This is a genomic window from Streptomyces sp. APSN-46.1, from assembly GCF_022815725.1.
GTDB lineage: Bacteria > Actinomycetota > Actinomycetes > Streptomycetales > Streptomycetaceae > Streptomyces.
Genome location: NZ_JALGRF010000002.1, coordinates 799844 through 823525 on the forward strand (window position 1 = coordinate 799844; position 23682 = coordinate 823525).

20 protein-coding genes and 1 pseudogene are annotated in these 23682 nt (G+C 71.6%); 15 read left to right on the top strand and 6 right to left on the bottom strand.

Going from position 1 to position 23682, the window contains the following annotated elements:
• Positions 1–71 precede the first annotated feature (71 nt).
• A complete protein-coding gene (locus MTF65_RS10265; RefSeq protein WP_243628241.1) occupies positions 72–1652 on the top strand; it encodes a methylmalonyl-CoA mutase in 1581 nt (526 codons plus the stop codon).
• A 44-nt stretch (positions 1653–1696) separates the two neighbouring features.
• On the top strand, positions 1697–2359 hold the full coding sequence (gene leuE, locus MTF65_RS10270) for a leucine efflux protein LeuE (RefSeq protein ID WP_243628242.1): 663 nt from the start codon (positions 1697–1699) through the stop codon (positions 2357–2359).
• On the opposite strand, the gene MTF65_RS10275 is transcribed toward leuE, so the two are convergent.
• From MTF65_RS10275 to MTF65_RS10285, 3 genes are read right to left on the bottom strand one after another with little or no spacing between them, the layout of a single operon-like run.
• Positions 2352–3443 carry an acyltransferase gene (locus tag MTF65_RS10275; protein WP_243628243.1) on the bottom strand — a complete coding sequence of 364 codons (1092 nt, stop codon included), beginning with the start codon at positions 3441–3443 and terminating at the stop codon, positions 2352–2354. The two genes, leuE and MTF65_RS10275, sit on opposite strands and share 8 nt — an antisense overlap.
• Entirely contained in the window at positions 3440–4801 is a 1362-nt protein-coding gene (locus MTF65_RS10280; RefSeq protein ID WP_243628650.1) for an alpha-2,8-polysialyltransferase family protein, read from the bottom strand. Before MTF65_RS10280 ends, MTF65_RS10275 begins: the two co-directional genes overlap by 4 nt.
• Positions 4802–4803: 2 nt before the next feature.
• Positions 4804–5778: a glycosyltransferase family 2 protein gene (locus tag MTF65_RS10285; RefSeq protein ID WP_243628244.1), complete on the bottom strand. Its 975-nt coding sequence runs from the start codon at positions 5776–5778 to the stop codon at positions 4804–4806.
• Positions 5779–5954: 176 nt separating this feature from the next.
• Here MTF65_RS10285 and MTF65_RS10290 point away from each other — a divergent pair, with 176 nt between their 5' ends.
• The 12 genes and pseudogenes from MTF65_RS10290 to MTF65_RS10345 all read left to right on the top strand — a co-directional run bounded on the left by MTF65_RS10290 (position 5955) and on the right by MTF65_RS10345 (position 19877).
• Positions 5955–7481: a DUF6716 putative glycosyltransferase gene (locus tag MTF65_RS10290; protein ID WP_243628245.1), complete on the top strand. Its 1527-nt coding sequence runs from the start codon at positions 5955–5957 to the stop codon at positions 7479–7481.
• Positions 7478–7984, top strand: a pseudogene (locus MTF65_RS10295) (cytidylyltransferase domain-containing protein); the annotation flags it as partial. The gene MTF65_RS10290 and the pseudogene MTF65_RS10295, both read left to right, overlap by 4 nt.
• Before the next feature lie 540 nt (positions 7985–8524).
• Entirely contained in the window at positions 8525–9433 is a 909-nt protein-coding gene (locus MTF65_RS10300) for an N-acetylneuraminate synthase family protein (protein ID WP_243628651.1), read from the top strand.
• 82 nt (positions 9434–9515) lie between these two features.
• Positions 9516–10667 (top strand): hypothetical protein, encoded by a 1152-nt coding sequence (locus MTF65_RS10305; RefSeq protein ID WP_243628246.1) that lies wholly within the window; start codon positions 9516–9518, stop codon positions 10665–10667.
• Positions 10668–10804: 137 nt separating this feature from the next.
• Positions 10805–12049 carry an amidohydrolase gene (locus tag MTF65_RS10310; RefSeq protein ID WP_243628652.1) on the top strand — a complete coding sequence of 415 codons (1245 nt, stop codon included), beginning with the start codon at positions 10805–10807 and terminating at the stop codon, positions 12047–12049.
• A 230-nt stretch (positions 12050–12279) separates the two neighbouring features.
• Positions 12280–13344, top strand: a complete 1065-nt coding sequence (locus tag MTF65_RS10315; RefSeq protein WP_243628247.1) for a BMP family protein — start codon at positions 12280–12282, stop codon at positions 13342–13344.
• Positions 13345–13453: 109 nt separating this feature from the next.
• Positions 13454–15274: an ABC transporter ATP-binding protein gene (locus MTF65_RS10320; RefSeq protein ID WP_243628248.1), complete on the top strand. Its 1821-nt coding sequence runs from the start codon at positions 13454–13456 to the stop codon at positions 15272–15274.
• Positions 15271–16386: an ABC transporter permease gene (locus MTF65_RS10325; RefSeq protein ID WP_243628249.1), complete on the top strand. Its 1116-nt coding sequence runs from the start codon at positions 15271–15273 to the stop codon at positions 16384–16386. The genes MTF65_RS10320 and MTF65_RS10325 overlap by 4 nt, the downstream gene beginning before the upstream one ends.
• Positions 16383–17648 (top strand): ABC transporter permease, encoded by a 1266-nt coding sequence (locus tag MTF65_RS10330; protein ID WP_243628250.1) that lies wholly within the window; start codon positions 16383–16385, stop codon positions 17646–17648. Before MTF65_RS10325 ends, MTF65_RS10330 begins: the two co-directional genes overlap by 4 nt.
• Positions 17645–18043 carry a cytidine deaminase gene (locus MTF65_RS10335; RefSeq protein ID WP_308407136.1) on the top strand — a complete coding sequence of 133 codons (399 nt, stop codon included), beginning with the start codon at positions 17645–17647 and terminating at the stop codon, positions 18041–18043. Before MTF65_RS10330 ends, MTF65_RS10335 begins: the two co-directional genes overlap by 4 nt.
• A 100-nt stretch (positions 18044–18143) precedes the next feature.
• Positions 18144–19421 (top strand): thymidine phosphorylase, encoded by a 1278-nt coding sequence (locus tag MTF65_RS10340; RefSeq protein ID WP_243628251.1) that lies wholly within the window; start codon positions 18144–18146, stop codon positions 19419–19421.
• 123 nt (positions 19422–19544) lie between these two features.
• The gene (locus MTF65_RS10345; protein ID WP_243628252.1) at positions 19545–19877 is read left to right on the top strand and encodes an STAS domain-containing protein; all 333 of its coding nucleotides are present in this window, start codon (positions 19545–19547) and stop codon (positions 19875–19877) included.
• On the opposite strand, the gene MTF65_RS10350 is transcribed toward MTF65_RS10345, so the two are convergent.
• Both MTF65_RS10350 and MTF65_RS10355 read right to left on the bottom strand, forming a co-directional pair.
• Positions 19764–20768, bottom strand: coding sequence for a sigma-70 family RNA polymerase sigma factor (locus MTF65_RS10350; RefSeq protein WP_243628253.1), 1005 nt, complete (start codon positions 20766–20768; stop codon positions 19764–19766). The genes MTF65_RS10345 and MTF65_RS10350 overlap by 114 nt on opposite strands.
• A gap of 37 nt (positions 20769–20805) precedes the next feature.
• Positions 20806–22200 (bottom strand): MFS transporter, encoded by a 1395-nt coding sequence (locus MTF65_RS10355; protein WP_243628254.1) that lies wholly within the window; start codon positions 22198–22200, stop codon positions 20806–20808.
• A gap of 62 nt (positions 22201–22262) precedes the next feature.
• Between MTF65_RS10355 and MTF65_RS10360 the strand changes: the two genes are divergently transcribed.
• Entirely contained in the window at positions 22263–23249 is a 987-nt protein-coding gene (locus MTF65_RS10360; RefSeq protein WP_243628654.1) for a LysR family transcriptional regulator, read from the top strand.
• A 30-nt stretch (positions 23250–23279) separates the two neighbouring features.
• On the opposite strand, the gene MTF65_RS10365 is transcribed toward MTF65_RS10360, so the two are convergent.
• Positions 23280–23648, bottom strand: a complete 369-nt coding sequence (locus tag MTF65_RS10365) for a cupin domain-containing protein (RefSeq protein WP_243628255.1) — start codon at positions 23646–23648, stop codon at positions 23280–23282.
• Positions 23649–23682 lie beyond the last annotated feature (34 nt).

A 23682-nucleotide genomic window follows, 5' to 3' on the forward strand; every position in this document is an offset into this window, starting at 1 on the left:
GACCAGGAGCCCGTGGCCGGCGGAGTCGTACCGGTCCCGGGCCAGGCGGCTCCCCGGAGGTCCACGGTCAGATGGCGAACACCGAGAGCGGAATCCCGATCGAACCCGTCTACGGGCCCGAGGACCTGACGGACTGGGACCCGGCCACCAAACTGGGTGAACCCGGGTCATATCCCTTCACGCGGGGGGTCTATCCCACGATGTACACCGGCCGGCCGTGGACCATGCGCCAGTACGCGGGCTTCGGCACGGCCACCGAGTCCAACGCCCGCTACCGGCAGCTCATCGCGGGCGGCGGCACCGGGCTGTCCGTCGCCTTCGACCTGCCGACGCAGATGGGGCACGACTCCGACGCCCCGCTCGCGCACGGGGAGGTCGGCAAGGTCGGCGTCGCGATCGACTCGGTCGAGGACATGCGGGTGCTGTTCGACGGGATCCCCCTCGACCGGGTCTCCACGTCGATGACCATCAACGCGCCGGCCGCCCTGCTCCTGCTGCTGTACCAGCTGGTCGCGGAGGAACACGGGATCGCGGGCGACCGGCTGACGGGGACGATCCAGAACGACGTCCTGAAGGAGTACATCGCGCGCGGGACGTACATCTTCCCGCCCGGGCCCTCGCTCCGGCTGACCGCCGACACCTTCCGCTACTGCCGGGCCGAGATCCCCAAGTGGAACACCATCTCCATCTCCGGCTACCACATGGCCGAGGCCGGGGCCTCGCCCGCGCAGGAGGTGGCCTTCACCCTCTCCGACGCGATCGCGTACGTCCGTACGGCCATCGACGCGGGGATGGCCGTGGACGAGTTCGCGCCCCGGCTGTCGTTCTTCTTCGTGGCCCGCACCACGCTGCTGGAGGAAGTCGCGAAATTCCGGGCCGCGCGGCGGATCTGGGCCCGCGTCATGCGGGAGGAGTTCGGGGCGCGGGACCCGAAGTCGCTGATGCTGCGGTTCCACACCCAGACCGCCGGGGTCCAGCTGACGGCGCAGCAGCCCGAGCTCAATCTCGTACGGGTGGCCGTGCAGGGGCTGGCCGCCGTTCTGGGCGGAACCCAGTCACTGCACACCAACTCCTTCGACGAGGCGATCGCGCTGCCGACGGAGAAGGCCGCGCGGCTCGCCCTGCGGACCCAGCAGGTGCTGGCGTACGAGACGGACGTGCCGCACACCGTGGACCCCTTCGCGGGCTCGTACGTGGTGGAACGCATGACGGACGAGCTGGAGGCGGCGGCGGTCCGGCTGATGGAGCGGGTCGAGGACCTGGGCGGGGCGGTCGCCGCGATCGAGGAGGGGTTCCAGAAGGGGGAGATCGAGCACAACGCCTACCGGATCGCGCGGGAGCAGGAGAGCGGGGAGCGGGTGGTGGTCGGGGTCAACCGGTTCGCGCTCGCGGAAGAGGAGCCGTACGAACCGCTGCGGGTGGACCCGGCGATCGAGACCCGCCAGCGCGAGGCGCTGGCCGCCCTGCGGGCGCGGCGGGACGCGGCCGCGGTGGCCGCCGGCCTGGCGGCGCTGCGGGAGGCGGCGGCCGGGACGGACAACGTGCTCTACCCGATGAAGGAGGCCCTGCGCGCGCGGGCCACGGTGGGGGAGGTCTGCGGGGCGCTGCGGGAGGTGTGGGGGACGTACGAGCCGGTCGCGTCCACCTGGTGAAATTCGATCCACGACAGGAGCAACCCTGTGCGACACTCCTGCACATGCTGGGTGTGACCGATCTTCCGACCTATCTCGCCGCGCTGGTGCTGATCGTGCTGCTGCCGGGACCGAACTCCCTCTACGTGCTCTCCGTGGCCTCCCGGCGCGGGGTGCGGGAGGGCTACCGGGCCGCCTGCGGCGTGTTCACCGGGGACGCCGTGCTCATGACGCTGGCCGCGGTCGGCGCCGGAGCGCTGCTGCGGGCCAGCCCGCTGCTGTTCGGCGTCGTGAAGGTGCTGGGCGCCGGCTATCTGGCGTGGCTCGCGGTCGGGATGATGCGCGCGGCCTGGGGCATGTGGCGGGACCGCGCGGCCCGCGAGGCCCGCGAGGAGGAGTCGGCGACCGCCGTGGAACTGCCGGGCGCGGCCGGGGAGCGGCCGTACCGGCGGGCGCTGGTGATCAGCCTGCTGAACCCGAAGGCGATCCTCTTCCTCCTGTCGTTCTTCGTGCAGTTCGTGGACCCCGGATACGCCTACCCGGCGGTCTCCTTCCTGGTGCTCGGCACGATCGGACAGCTGACCAGCTTCCTGTATCTGAGCACGCTGATATTCAGCGGCGCCCGGCTGTCGGCGGCCTTCCGCCGCCGCAAGCGGCTGTCGGCGGGGGCGACCTCGGCGGCGGGCGTCCTGTTCCTCGGCTTCGCCGCCAAGCTCGCCGTCAGCTGAGGAGCCCCCGCAGCCTCGGCCCGAAGGGGCGTTCCACCAGGCGGTGGATCGCCCAGGCCAGGCACAGCATGAACACCACCGTCAGGGCGAAGGTGACCGGGGCCGACAGGCCCGCCCGCCGGTGCAGGGCCTCGATGACCACCCAGCCCAGGTGTTCGTGGACCAGGTAGAACGGATACGTCAGGGCCCCCGCGACGGTCAGCCACTTCCAGCGGGCCCAGCCGAGCTTGCCGAGGGCGATCAGGGCGACCAGCGCGAAGCCGGCCGTGACGATCGCGATGATCACCAGCGAGCTGCGGTACGAGAAGAACTTCGGGTTCGGCGCGTGCCACAGCCCCGCCACCGCGTAGTGCTGCCCGATCAGCCAGCCGGTCAGGGCCAGCGCCCAGGCGAGCTTGTCGCGGTGGTCGCGGTGCACCAGGTACAGGGCGACGCCGCCGATGAAGAACGGCGCGTACTGGGGCATCAGGGCCTGGCTGAGGAACCCCTTGCCCGAGGGGTCGGCGACATCGGCGAGGACCGCCGCGACCGTCCAGACCCCGCAGAACATCAGGGTCCGGCGGCGTCCGCCGCCCGGCAGGATCACGCAGAGCGCGAACAGCACGTAGAAGCGCAGCTCCACCCAGAGCGTCCAGTCCACCCCGAGCACCCGCTCGGCGCCCAGCGGCTGGTGGACCATCGTCAGGTTGAGCAGGAAGTCCGAGGGCGAGACCGTCTCCACGGCCACCGCGACCAGCACGACCGCCACCCAGTACGCGGGGTAGAGGCGCCCCACGCGGGAGGCCGCGAACTGGCGGACCGTACGCCCCTGGGCGCTCATGCAGATCACGAATCCGCTGATGACGAAGAAGATCTGCACGCCCAGCGGGCCGTACGCCAGCCACGTCGAGGCCTCGGGGAACAGCTTGTTCGGCGAGGTGCCCCAGGCCTTGGCCACCTCCCCGCCGCGGCCGCCGTAGTGGTAGCCGCAGACCATGAGGGCGGCCAGCAGCCGCAGCCCGTCCAGAGCCCGGAGCCGGTCCGGGCCGGCCTTCGGAGCCGGCGCGGCTCCGGTGCGCGGGGCCGGTATGGCCGTGGCGGTCATCGCTTGCCCCGCAGGCGGCGGACCCGGCGGACCTGGCGGACCGCGCGCCGCACGGACGGGTTCTTGACGAGGAAGGCGAGGCGCGCCGGGACTCCGCCCGGCAGGCCCTGGCTCGCCAGGCGGCGCCGGTTGAAGTAGCGCCGGGTACGGGTGTCCAGGTGGCGGGTCAGGTAGTCCTCGGCCGCCGCGCGGTGCTCGTGCAGGATCCGCGGCTGCATCGCGAAACCGACGGCGGTCAGCAGGCCGCCCAGCCGCGAGCGCACCTCCTCCGGGCCGGGGGCGGCCCAGCCGCGCACGGCCTCGGTGTCGGCCAGGTCGGGGAGCAGCGCGTCCACCACGGTCAGGGGGACCCGGTTGCTGTTCTGGTACGGGGTGAGGCGGGCCAGCAGGGTCTTCGTCCCGGCGCGGGCGACGGGCAGCCCGAACAGAGTGGCCGCCGTCAGCAGCCCGGTGGAGAAGCAGCCGACCACCAGGGCCGGGCGGACCTGCTGGTACAGCACCTCGGCCAGTACCGGGGTGTCCAGCACGGTCAGGCGGGCGCCCAGCCGCTCGGCCTCGGCCTCGGCCCGGCGGGAGTACACGGCCGGGGCGCTGGGGTGCGGTTTGAAGACCAGCTCCCGGTGGCCCAGGGCGTACGCGCCGCGCACCATCTCGGCGTGCAGCTCCTCCTCCTGGGCGGGGGTGATCAGGTCCAGCGCGGAGAGGTACTGGCCCAGCAGCAGCGCCGGGGCCTCCTCGCGGTCCGTGGCCGGTTCCACGGCATCGGCGGGAGCCGTCGCGGCCAGTTCGGCCAGGACCTTCAGGAACTCGTCGGTCGGCACCAGCTCCGCCGGTACGCCGAACTCCGTGAGCAGCAGCGGCTCCAGCCCCGGTACGAGGTCCAGGTGCAGCACCCGCCGCACCCGCATCCCGATCTGCGGGTCGAGCCGGACGCGCGTGGGCCCGTAACTCATCAGCCCGTCGGCGTAGACGTCCACGGCGGCGCCGGGGAACAGCTGGCACAGGCTCTGCGCGGGCGGTACCTGGAGGGACTCCACGATCAGCTCGACCCGGTCGTCGCCGAGGCCCCACAGCGTCCGCAGGTACCGCTCCCACAGCGGGACGTCGTCCGCGCGCGGGGACCAGGAGCTCGGGTGCTGCGGCTCGATGACGGCGTTCCAGTCGAGCACCTCGTCGAAGCGGGTGCTCAGCGTGGCGAAGCCCGGCATGTCGGCCAGCCGCGGGCTGATCTCGGCCGCGAGCGCGTGGTTGCTCGTCAGCAGGATCCGGCGGTCGGCGGCCGGGAAGCTGCCGGCGTCCACGGCCGCGGCGAGCGTGGCCGTCCCGTAGAGGGTGGAGCCGATGAAGATCTGGGTCAGGCTCACGCGGCCGCTCCCGACGGGGTGCGGCGGCGGAGCCGGCGCAGCAGGGCGGAGCGGTCGGCGTCCATCGAGGCCAGCGCCTGGTCCAGCACGTCCTGGGGCATGCGTCCGAGCGCGGCCGCGCTCATCGAACGGAGTTTCTTGGCCACGGCCGGTTCGAACCTTTCAAGGGACCCGTTGTGGTGGGCGATGATCGCGCAATAGGTGCGGACGGCTTTCGGGAGCAGGAGGTCGGATTCCCGGTCGTCGGCCGTTTCCGAAATCACCTGATCGAATGCACGCATGAAATCGAGCTGACGCTCGTCGCCGATCTGCGTCAACGAGGTGGAAACCCCGCGTCGGTAGAAGATTCCGGGCATTCCGACGGCCGCGAAGGACTTCGCCTCCCGGTGCAGCCGCCAGATCCACGGCCGGTCCTCCGCCGTCCGCAGCCCGTCGGTGAAGTGCAGCAGTCCCTGGTCCAGCAGCCGCCGGTGGTACATGCCGGCCCAGGCGTACGGGTAGTCCACGGAGGTGGCCCGGTCGGCGGGCAGGATTCCGGAGCGCGGATCGGCGACGACCCCGTGCGCACCGAAGGGGACGCGCTGCACGGAGCGCGCCCTATTGGTGACCTTGACGTGGTCATTGCGGATGAAATCGCAGTTCAGGGCCTCGATGGCGGCCACCATACGGGCAAGGTGGCCCGGTGCCAGCCAGTCGTCTCCGTCCATGAAGGCGATGTACTCGCCCCTGGCCGCGTCCAGACCGGTGTTGCGGGCGGTGGCCAGGCCGCCGTTCCGGTCGTGGCGCAGGTGCACCGCGCCTGGCAGTTCCCGGGCCGCCCGTTCCAGCAGGTCGGGAGTCCCGTCCGTCGAGCGGTCGTCGACGAGCAGGAACTCGAAGTCGTCCCGAGCGTTGAGTTCGAGACTTTTCAGGGCATCCGGCGCATATGTCTGCACGTTGTAGAACGGCACGACAACAGAGAGCTTGAACACCTGCGAGACGTTAGGCCGTTGTCCGGCATTCACCATGGCCCGCATACGTATTCCATGTGAACGAAGCGGGGCGGGCGAGTTAACCCGTGCGGATTCGCACGGCGTAGACGGGTTGTTAACCCGCTGTTGTGCAGTCGTTGGGCCGATCACCGAAATTGCGGAATAGCTTCTGCCGCGTGTCAGTCAGCAATCGATCAGCGCAACGCTCCGCCCCTCGCAGTTCCCTCAGGGTCGCCGTACTCGCCGATTCGGATACGCGATGGAAATGGGGCGCCCTCACCGCCCGCCGCCTCGCGCCCGGCAACCGGCTCACCGGATACCTGCTGCGCGGCCGGGCCACCCCCACCGCGCGCCAGCTCGGCGAGGTGGGTGTCCAGGCCGACCGGCTGACCGAGGTGACCTGCGCGGAGTTCCTCGCGGACATCGAGCGCGAGCAGTACGACGTGGTCGTCCTCGCCCTCGTCGGCGGGGCCGTCCAGGCCGTTCTGCACGGCGTCCGCGCCCTGTGGCCCGACCCGGCCGCCCGCCCGGTCCTCGTCACCGGATACGTGGGCGTCGTGTACGAGAAGCTCGCCGACGGCCTGCTGCTGCGGCACGGAGCCGACCTCGTCCTCGCCAACTCCCGCCACGACGCGGAACGCTTCCGCGCCGTGTACGAGGGGGTGGGCGCGGACGCGGGCGCCGTCACCGAGACCGTGCTGCCCTTCCTCGACGGGGCGCCGTACGAGCCGGCCGGGAGCCGGGCCCACACGGTGGTCTTCGCCGTGCAGCCCTCGGTGCCCGAGAGCCGCGCCGACCGCGCCTACCTGCTGGAACGGGCCGCCGGACACGCCCGGCTGCACCCCGACCGGGAGGTGCTGGTCAAGCTGCGCAGCCGGCCCGGGGAGCACACCACGCACCTGGAGGAGCAGCCGTACCAGCGGCTCGCCGAGCGGCTCCCCGGCGGACTCCCCGCCAACTGCCGCCTGGCGTACGGGAACATGGGCGAGGTCCTGGACGGCACCGACCTGCTGGTCACCGTGTCCTCGACCGCCGCGCTGGAGTCCCTGCACCGGGGCATCCCGACGGCCGTCCTGACCGACCTCGGCATCCGCGAGGCGCTGGGAAACCACCACTTCCTCGGCTCGGGCTGCCTGGCCTCGTGGGACCAACTGGACGCCGGGCTGCTGCCGCAGGGCAACCCGGCCTGGCTGACCGCCCAGGGCGTTGCCCCGGTCCGCGGGCCATTTTCAGCCTCGCCGGCGAGGCTGGATGTGCCCGGTGGGGCCTCAGGCGCGGCGGACCGGAACCCGGCGCCCGCGCCCGGCGCGCCCCGCGCGGGCGGGGAGGGCTTCGCCGACGCGCCTGCCGCCGGTGCGCCCGGGGTGGGCGGCGCGGGCTCCGCCGACGTATCGGGTACCTGCGGCGGCGACGCCTTCGGCGCCGCCCGCGCGCGGCTCGGGGAGCTGCTGGAGCTGCCCCAACTTCCGCCCGTGGACCCGTACTACACGCTGACCACCGCCCCCCGGTACCTGCCCGGGATCCTCGCCCGCCATCACCTCGCACCCGACGGAACCCCGCTGCCCGGCGCCGTCCGGGACGGCGCGGGGGAGTCGCGGCTGCGCCGCCGGCTCCGCGCACACCTGCGCGACGCCGCCCGCGGGGTGTACCGACACGGGGTCCAGCGCGTGGCCCCGCTCATCCGCCGCATGGGGGAGCTGTGAACCAGACCGACGGGTCCGCCCGTGAACTCCGCGCCGCCGGCACCGACACCGACGCGGCCGCCTACACCGACGCGGCCGCCGCCGCCGCCGCCGACGCCGCCGACGCCTCCGACACCGCCGGCCGGGCGCCCCGCGTCCTGGCCGTCGTCCCCGCCCGGGGAGGATCCAAGGGCGTGCCGGGCAAGAACCTGGCCGAGGTCGCCGGGATTCCGCTCGTCGCCCGCGCCGTGCGGGCCGCCCTGGCCGCGCCGACCGTCACCGACGTGGTGGTCTCCACCGACGCCGAGGCGATCGCCGACGCGGCCGAGGCCGCCGGCGCCGGCGTGGTCCGCCGTCCCACCGCCATCTCCGGCGACACCGCGAGCAGCGAAGCCGCCGTGCTCCACGCGCTCGACGCCTTCGAGGAACTGCACTCGGTGACGGTGGACGTGGTCCTCCTCATCCAGTGCACGAGCCCCTTCCTGACCTCCTCCGACGTGGAAGCGGTGGCCGCCGCCGTGGCCCGCGGCCCCGCCGACTCGGCCCTGACGGTTGCCCCTTTCCACGGCTTCCTCTGGCGCACGGCAGACGGCGAGGGCGGCGGCGAGGGCGACGGCCCCGGCTCCGGCGACGGCCCCGGCTCCGGCCACCGCCCCGGCCCCGGCCCCGGCTCCGTCTTCGGCGACGCCCCCGGCCCCGGCTCGGGTGACGGCGGCCTCGGCCCCGGTCACGCCCCCGGCTCCGGCCGCGGCGTCAACCACGACAAGGCCGTCCGTCCGCGCCGTCAGGACCGGCCCCAAGACCTGCTGGAGACCGGCGCCGCCTACGCGATGGACGCCGCCGGATTCCGCACCGCCCGGCACCGGTTCTTCGGGCACACCCTGCCCGTCCCGACCGACCCGGCGCGGGTGCTGGAGATCGACGATCCGCACGATCTGGCCCGCGCCCGACTCCTCGCCCCCTTGTTCGACGTGTTCGACGAACAGCCGGACACCCGGACCGACCCGACGCTTACACCCCTAGAGCACACCCCCGCACCCTCGTACCGAAGGACAACACCTGCCATGACCGCCAACGCCAACTCCCGTCTGCGCACCTTCGGCCAGCGCACCGCCGGCCCCGGCCGGCCCGTCTACGTCGTCGGCGAGATCGGCATCAACCACAACGGCGAGCTGGACAACGCGCTCGCCCTCATCGACGCCGCCGCCGAGGCCGGCTGCGACGCCGTGAAGTTCCAGAAGCGCACCCCGGAGATCTGCACCCCGCGCGACCAGTGGGACATCGAGCGCGACACCCCCTGGGGCCGCATGACGTACATCGACTACCGCCACCGCGTGGAGTTCGGCGAGGACGAGTACCGCGCCATCGACGAGCACTGCGCCAAGCGCGGCATCGACTGGTTCGCCTCCCCGTGGGACACCGAGGCCGTCGCCTTCCTGGAGAAGTTCGACGTCCCCGCCCACAAGGTGGCCTCCGCCTCCCTCACCGACGACGAGCTGCTGCGCGCCCTGCGCGCCACCGGCCGTACGGTCATCCTCTCCACCGGCATGTCCACCCCGAAGCAGATCCGCCACGCGGTGGAGGTGCTCGGCAGCGACAACATCCTGCTCTGCCACGCCACTTCGACGTACCCGGCCAAGGCCGAGGAACTCAACCTGCGGGTCATCAACACCCTGCGGGAGGAGTACCCCAACGTCCCGATCGGCTACTCCGGCCACGAGACGGGCCTCCAGACCACCCTGGCCGCCGTCGCCCTCGGCGCCACCTTCGTCGAGCGCCACATCACCCTCGACCGCGCGATGTGGGGCTCCGACCAGGCCGCCTCCGTCGAGCCGGGCGGCCTGACCCGCCTGGTCCGCGACATCCGCACCATCGAGACCGCCCTCGGTGACGGCGTCAAGCGCGTCTACGACTCCGAGCTCGGCCCGATGAAGAAGCTCCGCCGCGTCCAGGGCGACCTCGCCACGGTCTGACCCACCCGGTCCGACCTCCCGGGTCCGACCGCCCGCAGTGAACGACGTTCCGTCCCCCGACGAGGAGTACGAGGAGTACGTGGTGACCCGTTCAGACTCCACCCTGGCTTTCGTCGAGAGCCCGGTCCAGCTGCTCAACGTGCTGGAGTGGGCCCACGCCCGAGCCACCGCGTCGGAGGCCGGGTCCCCGCTGCTCAGCGGCCTCCCGAGCCAGCCGGCCCGGCGTGCCGCGGCCGGTCCCTCCGGGGACGCGACCGGGGTACGGATCGTCGTGCTGCCGCCCGTCGACCCGATGTCCCGGGGCCAGCTGCGCCGCATGGCGGGGCTGGCCCGGGACGAGGGGCACGAGGTCCACTGGCAGGAGGCCCGCGGCGGCAGGTTCGCGCCGTTCAAGGCGCTCGCCGCGCTCTCCCGCGATGTGCGCCGGGCCCGGCGGGTCGTCGTCGGCGACCCGTTCTCCCGGTACGTGCAGCTGCTGCTCACCCTGGTACGGGCCGAGGAGCTCGTCGTGGTCGACGACGGCACCGCCACCATGGAGTTCATCGCGCAGACCGCCTGCGGCGAGCGCCTCGTGCGCTGGCACCGGGTCGGCGGCGGGGGCCTGCCCGGCCGGGTGCGCGAACTCGCGTACGCCCCGGTCTCGGCGACCGCGCGCCGCCGCTTCACCCCGGCCGTCGGCGGCGGCCGGCACGTCGAGGTGTTCAGTTCGATGCCCGTCACCGCCCACGGCGGCATGACCCTGCGGGTCAACGACTTCGCCTGGACCCGCGCCCGGTTCGGCCCGCCCCGCCTGACCAAGGGCACCGACCTGGTCGGCACCTCCCTCGTGGAGACCGGCGTGGTGGAGCCCGCCCGCTATCTCGAAGCGGTCCGGACCCTGACCCGGACCCACGGCGCCACCCGGTACTTCGCGCACCGCCGCGAGTCCCCGGAGAAGCTGCGGGCCCTGAGCGAGGCGACCGGGCTGGAGATCGTCCGACCGGACCTGCCGCTGGAACTGATCGCCAGGCGTGGCCCGGTCGGCCGTACGATCGTCAGCTTTCCGTCTACGGTCGTCCACACTCTGCCGTATGCCCTGACCGGTACCGGTGTGACCGTCGCCGTATGCGACATCGACCCCGGCTGGCTCACCGGGACGGCGTCGCCGCGCGCCCGCAGCTTCCTGGCGGGCGTCACCGACACCGCCCGTGATGTGCGCAGACTCCCCGCGCAGGCGGCTCCCGCGGCCGGATGAGCGCGCGAGTTTACCCCCCGGCGCATCCGGTCATGCGTCCAGAGGCCGGGTTTCTATCCCCTAACGGCATGAACTTTTCGTGATCTCCAGCCAGTTGGCGGGTAGGTGCGCCTACCCTTCAACAGGTGAACCAGTTGATGTCCCGCGAGTCCCAGACCGCCCTGCCCGGCACGCCCGACCGGCCCGAGCTGCCCGGCAAGCTTCCGGACCACCTGCGTGCCGAACTGATCGCCTTCCGCCGGGACTTGCACATGTACCCCGAGCTAGGGAACCAGGAGTTCCGCACCACGGCCGCGATCAAGGCCCGGCTGGAGAAAGCCGGCCTGCGCCCACGGGTGCTGAAGTCCGGAACCGGCCTCGTCTGCGATGTCGGCAGGTGGGACGGGGTCCGGCCGATTCTGGCCCTGCGCGCGGACATCGACGCCCTGCCCATCCCGGATGCCAAGACCCACGTCCCGTACCGCTCGACCTTCCCGGACCGCGCCCACGCCTGCGGCCACGACGTGCACACCGCGGTCGTCCTCGGCGCCGGCCTGGTCCTCGCCGAGCTCGACCGGGAGGGTCTGCTGCCCCGCGCGGTGCGGCTGCTGTTCCAGCCCGCCGAGGAGGTGCTCCCGGGCGGGGCCAGCGAAGCCATCGATTCCGGGGTGCTGGACGGCGTGGGCAAAATCATCGCCGTGCACTGCGACCCCCGGGTCGACGCCGGGAAGATCGGGCTCCGGCCCGGCCCCATCACCTCGGCCTGCGACCGGCTGGAGGTCACCCTGAACGGCCCGGGCGGGCACACCGCCCGCCCGCACTTGACCACCGACCTCGTGACGGCGGCGGCCCGCGTCGCCATCGACGTACCGGCCGTCCTCTCCCGCCGGATGGACGCCCGCTCGGGCATGTCCGTCACCTGGGGCCGGATCGAGACCGGACACGCCTGCAACGTCATCCCGATGCACGCGGAGCTCTCCGGCACCATTCGCTGCCTGGACATCAACGCCTGGCACGAGGCCCCCGACCAGATCCACGCGGCCATCGACGAGATCGCCACCCTGCACGGGGCCAAGTCGGAGATCACCTACGTGCGCGGGGTCCCGCCGGTCGTCAACGACCCGGTGATCACCGAACTGCTCCGGGAGGCGATGGCGGCCCGCCGCGGATCCGAGTCGGTCGAGGACACCGAGCAGAGCCTCGGCGGCGAGGACTTCTCCTGGTACCTGGAGCACGTCCCGGGGGCCATGGCCCGCCTGGGTGTCCGCAAGCCGGGGGACACCACCAAGAAGGACCTGCATCGCGGCGACTTCGACGTGGACGAGTCCGCGATCGGCGTCGGCGTGGAGTTCTTCACGGCCGCCGCACTGCTCGACGGGAGGCGCGCCGGGCCGGTCCGGTGATGGCCGGGAACGAATTGCTTACAACAATTGCGGATCATCCGGCGGAGGCGTCCAGCCCTTGGTACACAAGGGCTGGGTGCAAAGTGAGTTACTGATCGGTCACTGTCTGGTTCACGACGATCCGATAACGACTCATGAACGGGCCTTTAACTGACATCTACGCGCGTTACGATCGCGGCGAAACCAGCGCCGGTCGTGGCGCTTCGGTCAGGTTTTGAAGGAGCCTCCCCTTGCGCCGGATCACCAGGATCGCCACCGTGGGCATCGCGTCCGCGGCGCTGGCCCTCTCGGCCACCGCCTGTGGCGGAAAGAAGTCGTCGGACGCCGGATCTTCCGAGTCCTCCCCCGGTACCAAGTCCGCCAGCGTCGCCATCGCGTACGACATCGGCGGCCGCGGCGACCAGTCGTTCAACGACGCCGCCTACGCGGGCCTCGAAAAGGCCGAGAAGGACCTGAAGGTCAAGGGCGCCGAGGCGGAGCCCACCGACGGCGAGGGCGAGGCCGACAAGGTCCAGCGCCTCACCGAGCTGGCCCGCAAGGGCAACAACCCGGTCATCGGCGTCGGCTTCTCCTACGCCCCGGCCATCAAGAAGGTCGCGCCGAAGTTCCCGAACACCACGTTCGGCATCATCGACGACCTCTCGGTGCAGGACAAGAACGTCGCCAACATCGTCTTCAACGAGGAGCAGGGCTCCTACCTGGCCGGCGTCGCCGCCGCCAAGGCGTCGAAGACGGGCAAGGTCGGCTTCATCGGCGGCGTCGAGGTTCCGCTGATCAAGAAGTTCGAGGCCGGCTTCGTGCAGGGCGTCAAGGACACCAATCCCAAGGGTGAGGTCCTGACCACCTACCTGACCCAGCCGCCGAACTTCGACGGCTTCTCGAAGCCCGACCTCGGCAAGGCCGCCGCCCAGGGCCAGCTCGACAAGGGCGCCGACGTGATCTACGCCGCCGCCGGTCTCGCGGGCTCGGGTGCCATCGAGGCCGCCGCCGGCAAGGGCGCGTGGGCCATCGGTGTCGACTCCGACCAGTACAACCAGGCCGGTCTGTCGAAGTACAAGGACCGCATCCTGACCTCGGTCACCAAGGACGTCTCGGACTCCGTCTACAACCTGATCAAGTCGGTTCAGGACGGCAAGCCGCAGACCGGTGAGGTCCGCTACGGTCTCGACAAGGACGGCGTCGGCCTGTCCGACTCCAACCCCGAGTACAAGAAGATGACCGAGCTCACCGCCGCGGTGGAGAAGGCCAAGGCCGACATCATCGCGAAGAAGATCACCGTCAAGACCGCGCCGTAAGGTTCCGTCTGACAGGTAGTCGTGGTCTCCGGGGTCCGGGAAGCGGTCTCTGCCGCTCCCGGGCCCCGAACCGCGTCTCGACGTCGTAGTCCGTGTCGCTTGTGGCCAGATGGCCGCAAGTTTTCACTTTCGACAGTGCTACGCGCGTAGAGGCAGTGTGGACGCGATACGTTCCTGCTCCCGCCCACCCGCCCGGCCGATCACCGCTCTGTCCCCCCTGCCTCCGGCTTTCCAGCTCCTTTCGCGCCAAGGAGAGTGCGTCATCAACGCGTCCAGCCCGCCCCCCGCCGTAGAACTGCACGGCATCACCAAGCGCTTCCCCGGCGTCGTCGCCAACAAGGACATCGCGATCACCGTCCGCAAGGGCACGGTCCATGCCTTGATCGGCGAGAACGGCGCCGGCAAGTCGACCCTGATGAAGATCCTCTACGGCATGCAGAAGCCGGACGAGGGCACCATCGCCATCGACGGGGAGCAGGTCTCCTTCCACAGCCCCGGCGACGCCATCGCCCGCGGCATCGGCATGGTGCACCAGCACTTCATGCTCGCCGACAACCTCACCGTCCTGGAGAACGTCGTTCTCGGCGGCGAGAAGCTCTACGGCATCGGCGCGAAGGCCCGTAAGAAGATCAAGGAGATCTCGGACGCGTACGGCCTCGGCGTGCGCCCCGACGCCCTGGTCGAGGACCTCGGTGTCGCCGACCGGCAGCGCGTGGAGATCCTCAAGGTCCTCTACCGCGGCGCCAAGATCCTCATCCTCGACGAGCCGACCGCCGTGCTCGTACCGCAGGAAGTGGACGCGCTCTTCGACAACCTGCGCGAGCTCAAGGCCGAGGGCCTGACCGTCATCTTCATCTCGCACAAGCTGGGCGAGGTGCTGAAGGTCGCCGACGACATCACCGTCATCCGGCGCGGCACCACGGTCGGCACGGCCGACCCGAAGACCGCCACGCCCAAGCAGCTCGCCGAGCTGATGGTGGGCGCCGAGCTGCCGTCGCCGGAGACCCGCGAGTCGACGGTGACGGACGTTCCGATGCTGACGGTCAAGGGCCTGACCCTCGCTGCGGCCGGCGTCGTCACCCCCGAACCGGAGACCATGACCGGCGCGGCGCCGGAGGACTCCTACCTCTACGAGCACGTCGAGGTCGGGCGGCTGCTGCTGGACGACATCAGCTTCACCATCCACAAGGGCGAGATCCTCGGTATCGCCGGCGTCGAGGGCAACGGCCAGACGGAGCTCATCGAGGCCCTGATGGGCATGAGCCCCGCCGACTCGGGCATGATCACCCTCGACGGCGCCGACATCACGAAGACGCCGGTGCGCAAGCGCCGCGAGGGCGGCATCGGGTACATCCCCGAGGACCGCCACCGGCACGGCCTGCTGCTGGAATCCCCGCTGTGGGAGAACCGCATCCTCGGCCACGTCACCGAGGCGCCCAACTCCAAGCGCGGCATCATCGACCCGAAGGCCGCCCGCAAGGACACCGAGCGGATCGTGCGCGAGTACGACGTCCGCACGCCCGGCATCGACGTCACCGCGGCCTCCCTCTCCGGCGGCAACCAGCAGAAGCTGATCGTCGGCCGAGAGATGAGCCACAACCCGAAGTTCCTCATCGCCGCCCACCCCACCCGCGGCGTGGACGTCGGTGCGCAGGCGCAGATCTGGGACGCGATCCGCGAGGCCCGTCGCGAGGGCCTGGCCGTCCTCCTGATCTCCGCCGACCTGGACGAGCTCATCGGCCTGTCCGACACCCTGCGCGTGATCTACCGCGGCCGACTGGTCGCGGACGCCGACCCCGCGACCGTCACCCCCGAAGAGCTCGGCACCGCCATGACGGGCGCCGCCTCCGGGCACCTGGAAGCCAACGACAACCACTCCGCCGCCGGTACCGACGCTGGTACCGACTCCCCGGAGGACGAGGCCCGATGAAGAAATTCGACAAGGACCGGCTGATCCTCGGCTTCGCCGGGCCCGCGCTCGCGCTGGTCACCGCCTTCTTGCTGACGATGGCCGTGCTGGCCGCGACGGGTGTGGACCCGATCGAGCCGCTGCGCCTGATGGTGGAGAACGCCGGCTACGAGGACGTCCAGGTCCTCATCGTCAACCAGGCCGGTACGTACTACCTGGCGGCCCTGGCCGTGGCCATCGGCTTCCGGATGAACCTCTTCAACATCGGCGTCGACGGCCAGTACCGCCTCGCGGCGATGCTGTCCGCGGTGGTCGGCACGGCGGTGACCCTGCCCGGGCCGCTGCACATCCTGCTGATCGTGCTCGTCGCGATGCTGGTCGGCGCCTTCTGGGCCGGTATCGCCGGTGTCCTCAAGGCCAAGCGGGGCGTCAGCGAGGTCGTCTCCACGATCATGCTGAACGCCATCGCGACCAGCCTGATCGCCTACCTGATCCTGCCGAAGAACCTCGGCGTCCAGCCCGAGGGCTCCAACGACCTGACCACCGGCGAGATCGCCGCGTCGGGCTGGTTCCCGGCCCTGTCGCTGGGTGACGGCCTGGAGATCTACGGCTTCACCTTCATCGCCTTCGCCCTGGGCATCGTCTACTGGTTCGTGCTCAACCGGACCCGCTTCGGCTTCGACCTGCGCGCCACCGGCGCCAGCGAGTCCGCCGCCCAGGCCTCCGGTGTGGACGCCAAGAAGATGATCGTCACCTCGATGCTCATCTCCGGCGCCGTCGCCGGCCTCGCCGGCATGCCGGTGCTGCTGGGCGAGAGCCACACGTACAGCCTGTCCTTCCCGGTCGGCGTCGGATTCACCGGCATCACCATCGCGCTGCTCGGCCGCAACAGCCCGATCGGAATCTTCTTCGCCGCGCTCCTGATGGCCTTCATCGACAAGGCCTCGGCCTCGCTCGACACGGAGGGCTACGCGAAGGAGATCGGCACGATCATGAAGGGCCTCATCGTGATCGCGGTCGTCGTCTCGTACGAGCTCGTCCGCCGCTACGGCATCCGCCGCCAGCAGCAGAAGGTCGGCGAGGAGCTCGCCGCGGGCCACGCCATCAAGACCGATAAGGAGGTCGCGGCGTGAGCGCCAGCACCGTATCCGCGACGAGCGCCGCCCCGAAGAAGCCGGGCGGCCGCAAGAAGCTCACCCTGCCCTGGATCATGCTGATCATCGCGGGCGGCCTCGCGCTGATCTCGCTGGTCCGCGTGATCAGCGGCGCCGATGACCTGACCTCCGTCGGCCAGGTCTCCGGCGCCCTCCAGCTCGCCGTGCCGATCGGCCTCGCCGGCCTCGGCGGCCTGTGGGCCGAGCGCGCGGGCGTCGTCAACATCGGCCTCGAAGGCATGATGATCCTCGGCACCTGGTTCGGCGCCTGGGCCGGCTACCAGTGGGGTCCGTGGACCGGCGTCCTCGTCGGCATCGCCGGCGGCGCCCTCGGCGGCCTGCTGCACGCGATCATCACGGTCACGTTCAACGTCAACCACATCGTCTCCGGTGTGGCCGTGAACATCCTCGCGCTGGGCTTCACCCAGTACCTGTCGAACTTCACGTTCGCCGACGCGCCGGGCGGCTCCTCCAAGCAGTCGCCGCGCGTGGAGCCGATCTACACGATCACCGTGCCAGGGCTCTCCGAGTGGATGGCGGATCTCCAGGCCAAGCACTGGTTCTTCGTCTCGGACCTCGCGGGCGTCATCGGCGGCCTGGTCACCGAGCTGTCCCTGCTGACCGTGGTCGCCCTGCTCCTGATCCCGGGCACCTGGTGGGTGCTGTGGCGGACCACCTTCGGCCTGCGGCTGCGGTCCTGCGGTGAGAACCCCGTCGCCGCCGAGTCCCTGGGCGTCAACGTCTACAAGTACAAGTACATCGCCGTGATCGTCTCGGGCGGCCTCGCGGGCCTCGGCGGCGTGTTCCTGTCGATCGTCGCCAGCCCGATCTACCAGGAAGGCCAGACGGGCGGCCGCGGTTACATCGGTCTCGCCGCGATGATCTTCGGTAACTGGATGCCCGGCGGCATGGCGCTCGGCGCCGGCCTGTTCGGCTTCACCGACAGCCTCAAGCTGCGCGGCGGCGCCGAGAACGTCCACGCGATGCTGCTCCTGCTCGCGATCCTGCTCGTGCTGGTCGTGGCCTGGCAGCTCTACAAGAAGAAGTACGTCCAGGCCGGCATCTCGGCGGTCTTCGCCGCGCTGCTGTTCGTCTGGTACGCGACCACCGACGCGGTGCCGAGCCAGTTCGTGGACGCTGCCCCGTACCTGACCACGCTGCTGGTGCTCGCGCTGTCCGCGCAGCGGCTGCGGATGCCGAAGGCGGACGGCATGCCGTACCGCAAGGGCCAGGGCAAGTGACCACGGCGTTCAACCCCGGCTGGGAGGCCCTGCGCGAGGCCGCCCGGGACGCCATGTCCCGGGCGTACGCCCCGTACTCGGGCTTCCCGGTCGGCGTCGCGGCGCTCGTCGACGACGGCCGGATCGTCGTCGGCTGCAACGTCGAGAACGCGAGCTACGGGCTCGGCCTGTGCGCCGAGTGCGGTCTGGTCTCCTCCCTCCAGGCCACGGGCGGCGGCCGGCTGACGCACTTCACCTGCGTCGACGGCCGGGGCGAGATCCTCGTCCCGTGCGGGCGCTGCCGCCAGCTGCTGTTCGAATTCGGCGGACCGGAACTGCTGGTGGAGACCCCGAAGGGGATCCTTCCGCTGGCGGAGATGCTCCCGCAGGCCTTCGGGCCGGACCACTTGAGATAGCCGTGCCGACGGCCCTTCGCCCCCGCGGGCGAGGGGCCGTCGTACTTCGCAGACCCTCTCCGACCCCTCTCTTCTCTATGCGCGTAGAAGGAAGCACCACATGGACGTCATCTCCGTCATCCGTACCAAGCGGGACCGCGGGGAGCTGAGCCCCGAGCAGATCGACTGGGTCATCGACGCGTACACCCGCGGCGTCGTCGCCGACGAGCAGATGTCGGCGCTGGCGATGGCCATCCTGCTCAACGGCATGAACCGGGCCGAGATCGCGCGCTGGACCGCCGCGATGATCGCGTCCGGCGAGCGCATGAACTTCGACTCCCTGTCCCGTCCGACCGCCGACAAGCACTCGACCGGCGGCGTCGGCGACAAGATCACCCTCCCGCTGGCCCCGCTCGTCGCCGCGTGCGGTGCGGCGGTGCCGCAGCTGTCCGGCCGCGGCCTCGGCCACACCGGTGGCACCCTGGACAAGCTGGAGTCCATCCCGGGCTGGCGCGCGCTGCTCTCCAACGAGGAGATGCTGCACGTCCTGGAGACCACGGGCGCGGTCATCTGCGCGGCGGGCGACGGCCTGGCCCCGGCCGACAAGAAGCTGTACGCCCTGCGCGACGTGACGGGCACCGTGGAGGCCATCCCGCTGATCGCCTCCTCGATCATGTCGAAGAAGATCGCCGAGGGTACCGGCTCGCTCGTCCTGGACGTGAAGGTCGGCAGCGGCGCCTTCATGAAGAACATCGAGGACGCGCGTGAGCTGGCGCGGACCATGGTGGGCCTGGGCACCGACTCGGGCGTCAAGACCGTCGCGCTCCTGACGGACATGTCCACCCCGCTGGGCCTGACGGCCGGAAACGCGCTGGAGGTCCGCGAGTCGGTGGAGGTCCTGGCGGGCGGCGGTCCGGCGGACGTGGTCGAGCTGACCATCGCCCTGGCCAAGGAGATGCTGGACGCGGCGGGCATCAAGGACGCCGACCCGGCGAAGGCACTGGCCGACGGCTCCGCGATGGACCACTGGCGCCGGATGATCGCGGCCCAGGGCGGCGACCCGGACGCGGCCCTTCCGGTCGCCCGGGAGCAGCACGTGGTCACCGCGCCCGAGTCCGGCGTCCTGACCCGGCTGGACGCGTACGCGGTGGGCGTCGGCGCGTGGCGCCTCGGCGCGGGCCGCGCCCGCAAGGAGGACCCGGTCCAGGCGGGCGCCGGCATCGAGCTCCACGCCAAGCCGGGCGATACGGTGACGGCGGGCCAGCCGCTGATGACCCTGCACACCGACACCCCGGAGAAGTTCGCGTACGCCCTGTCCTCCCTGGAGGGCTCGTACGACATCGCCCCGGCGGGCACGGCCTTCTCCGCCACCCCGATCGTCCTGGACCGCATCGCCTGACGATCCATCCCCGACCCCGTCGGCGCGGCTCCCCGTCCGGAGCCGCGCCGACGGCCTTTCCTCACCTCCCCCCGAGACCGCTCAGCGGCGATGAGTTTCGGGGCCGGGGACGGTCATCCTCCCGTGGAGATCAGAACCCTGGCCCTGGACGGGCCCCAGCCGGACATCCCCGAGCTGTGCGCACGCGTGAGCGAGGCGTGCCGCGACGGGCCCACCCACGTCGTCTGCGACGTGCGGGCCGTCAAGGAGCCCGGCCTCGCCACCATCGACGCGCTCGCGCGCATGGCGCTCACCGCCCGCCGGCACGGCACCCCCTTCAGGGTGACCGGCGCCAGCGGGCGGCTACGCGCCCTGCTGGACCTCGTAGGACTCGTCGAGCTGCTCGGGGAGCCCGAACAGCGGGAACCAGCGGTTGGTGTCGAGGAAGGCATTGAGCCCGACGATCTTGCCGTCTGAGATCTCCAGCACCTGGAGCGCCCACGGGACGTGCCCCGGCGCCCCGTCCTCGCGCGGCCGGTACTGGGCGAAGGCCGGCAGGCCGTTCGCCCTCGTCGGGATCAGCCGGGAGCCCGCGCAGCCTATGCCCTGGTTCAGGTGCCACGCCGCTATGTCGTCGTGGCCCTGGAGCCACAGGTCGAACGGCGGCATCGAGAGCACCGCGTCCTCGTGCAGGAGCGTGGTGAGCCGCGCGATGTCGTAGGCCTCGAAGGCGTGCAGGTACTGCTCCAGCAGCTTGTTCTGGTCCGCGTCCAGCGGGTCGGCCTCGCTCTCGCGGATCCGCCGCGCCGACAGCGTGGCCCGGGCCCGCTGGAGCGCGCTGTTGACCGACGCCACCGTGGTGTCCAGCAGCGTCGCGACCTCGTCCGCCTTCCACGCCAGCACCTCGCGCAGGATTAGCACGGCCCGCTGCTTCGCCGGCAGGTGCTGGAGCGCGGCCACGAACGCCAGCCGGACGGATTCCCTCGCGAGGGCCATCTCCGCCGGGTCGGCGGTCTGCGGGAGCACCCGGCCGTCCGGCACCGGCTCCAGCCAGGTCACCTCGGGCCGCTCGTTGAGCACGGCGGAGGCCTGGTGCTGCGGGGCGCTGAGATCCATCGGGCGGGCCCGCTTGTTCCCCGCGCTCAGCAGGTCCAGGCAGACGTTGGTGGCGATCCGGTACAGCCACGACCGCAGCGAGGCCCGGCCCTCGAACGTGTCGAAGCCGCGCCAGGCGCGCACGTAGGTGTCCTGCACGGCGTCCTCGGCGTCGAAGGACGAGCCGAGCATCCGGTAGCAGTAGCCCGTCAGCTCGACCCGGTACCGGTCCATCGCCGCATCCAGGTCCGGGCTGGTCGCGAGGTCAGTCATGGCTTCATCCCCCAGGTCGATCCCAATACCTCGGAAGCTACCGGAGGGGTCTGACAGCCGCCGCCGGGACACCGCGCGCGGGCCCACCGGGCACCGGGAGCGCAGGCCGCCCGAGCGCAGGCCGTCCGAGCGCGGGCCGTCCGAGCGCGGGCCGCCCGGGCGCGGGCCGTCCGGGGGCGGGCCGCTCCGCGCGGGCCGCCCGCGACCCGTACAGGGTGATCGACACGACGCCGAGCACCGCGAGCAGCGCGATCCCGACCGTGGCCGCCCACCCGGAGGAGTGGTAGGCCAGCGCGCCCAGCGTGCCGCCCGCGCTGGAGCCGAGGTAGTACGCCGACTGGTAGAGCGCGGAGGCCTGCGCGCGCCCCGTCTTCGCGGTCCGGCTCACCGCAGCCGAGGCGACCGCGTGCCCGGCGAAGAAGCCGGCCGTGATCAGCACCAGGCCCACCAGGATCGCGGGCAGCGAGTCCGCCAGCGAGAGCAGCAGCCCCAGCGCGGTCGTGGTCACGGCCAGGTACAGCGCGCCCCGCCGGCCCGCCCGCGCCACCAGCCGGCCGGCCGCCGCCGAGGAGACCGTACCGACCAGGTAGATCAGGAAGACCGACCCGATCACGCCCTGCCCCAGCGAGAACGGCTCGTCCACGAGGCGGTAGCCGATCACGGTGTACACGGCGCCGAAGACGGTCATGAACAGCGCGCCGATCCCGTACAGCCGCAGCAGCAGCGGGTCCCGCAGATGGCCCGCGACGGTACGTCCCACCGCGCGCGGGTTCAGCGACGCCGGGCGGAAGAACCGCGCCCGGGGCAGCAGCACCAGGAAGGCCACCGCGAAGGCCAGCGCCATCAGTCCCACCGAGAGCAGGCCCGCGCGCCAGCCCCACAGCTGCGCCACCCACCCGGTGACGATGCGGCCGCTCATGCCGCCGATGGAATTGCCCGCCACGAACAGGCCGATCGCGGCCACCAGCGCCTTCGGCTTGACCTCCTCCGCCAGGTACGCCATCGCGGAGGCCGGGATCCCGGCGATCGCCGCGCCCTGGACGGCGCGCAGCGCGATCAGCCACTCCAGGTTCGGGGCGAGCGGCACGAGGAGCCCGACGCCGACCGCCACCCCCATCGAGCAGGTCATCATGCGGGTCCGGCCGAACCGCTCGGACAGCGCGCTGAGCGGCAGGACGAACAGGGCGAGCGCGCCGGTGGCCGCGGACACCGTCCAGCTGGCCTGACCCGCCGTCACGCCGAAGCCGGCGGAGATCGCGGGCAGCAGTGCCTGGGTGGAGTAGAGGAGGGCGAACGTCGCGAGGCCGGCGGCGAAGAGCGCGAGGCTCACGCGGCGGTAGCCGGGGCGGCCGGGGGAGTGGGGTTCCGGTGCGGGGGACGACGGGGTGGAGGCGCCCGCGATGACGGGCGCCCCGGTATGAGCGGGAGGCATGCTTCGACCGTAGGCCCCTCCTTTTCATGCGTCCAATGCATGGAAACGCGATAATCAATCCACTGCCGCATCAGCCCAGCTCAGGACCGTGGATGTCGATGAACCGTTACGTGGAAGACACGACTGTGACAACGAATGTGACGACGTTGCTGGCCCCGCGGCTGGCGTACTTCGTCGCGGTCGCCCGGCACGAGCACGTCACCCGCGCCGCCCACGAGCTGGGCGTCCCGCAGTCCACCCTGTCGCGCGCGATGGTCCGGCTCGAACAGGACCTGGGCGTCACGCTGTTCGCCCGAGCGGGCCGTACGGTCGCCCTCACCACGGCGGGCCGTACCTTCCTTGCCTCGGCCGAACAGGCCCTGACCGAGATCGGCCGCGCCGCCGAATCGGTCCAGCAGGACGCCGATCCGGCGGCCGGCAAGGTCGCCTTCGGCTTCCTGCACACCCTGGGCTCCGAGACCGTACCCGGCCTGATCCGCGCCTTCCGCGCCGACCATCCGCGGATCCGGTTCTCCCTCGTCCAGAACTACGGCGAGGCCATGCTGGAGAAGCTGCGGGCCGGCGAACTCGACCTGTGCCTGACCTCTCCGCTGCCGGACGCGCCCGACCTGGTGGCCCGCCGGCTCGACGAGCAGCGGCTGCGGCTGGTGGTGCCGGACGACCACCGGCTCGCGACCCGCAAGCGGATCCGCCTCGCCGAGGCCGCCGAGGAAACCTTCGTCACCCTGGAGCCGGGCTACGGCATGCGCCGGATCACCGACGACCTGTGCGCGGAGGCCGGGTTCACCCCGAAGGTCGCCTTCGAGGGCGAGGAGGCCGAAACCCTGCGCGGCCTGGTCGCGGCGGGCCTCGGCGTGGCCCTGCTGCCGCCGCCGGCGGTCGCCCGCCCGGGCGTGGTGGAGCTGACCGTCACCGCCCCGCGCGCGGTCCGCGAGATCGGCGTCGCCTGGCTCGACGGCCACCCCGACACCCCGCCGGTCGCGGAGTTCAAACGCTTCCTCCTCTCCCGCCGCGGCCGCCTGATCCCAGAACTGGAACCGCCCGCCTGACCGCCGCCGGAAGCCGGATCCCCGCGGCGGTCAGGCGCCGGCTGCCTTCGCGTAGTCGCCGAAGCCGGTCCAGTCGATGGCCACGCACGGTTCGTCGCCCACAACCCACGCGTCGTGTCCCGGCGAGACCTGCATGAAGTCGCCGGGGCCGTAGTCGTCGCTCGTCCCGTCGTCCATGACGACGTGCATCTTGCCGCTCACCACGTACCCCGTGTGCGCGGACTGGCAGCTGTCGGTGCCGGCCAGCGGCTTGATGTGCTCCGACCAGCGCCAGCCCGGCTCGAACACCGCGCGGCCGACGGGCCCGCCGTCCGCCTGGATCAGGTCCAGCCGGCCCTTGCCGTCCACGAACGGACGCGTTTCGTCGGCCGCGTCGAAGCTCCTGCGCACGATCCCCATGCCCATCGCCTCCCGGAAGGATCACCCCGAGTCC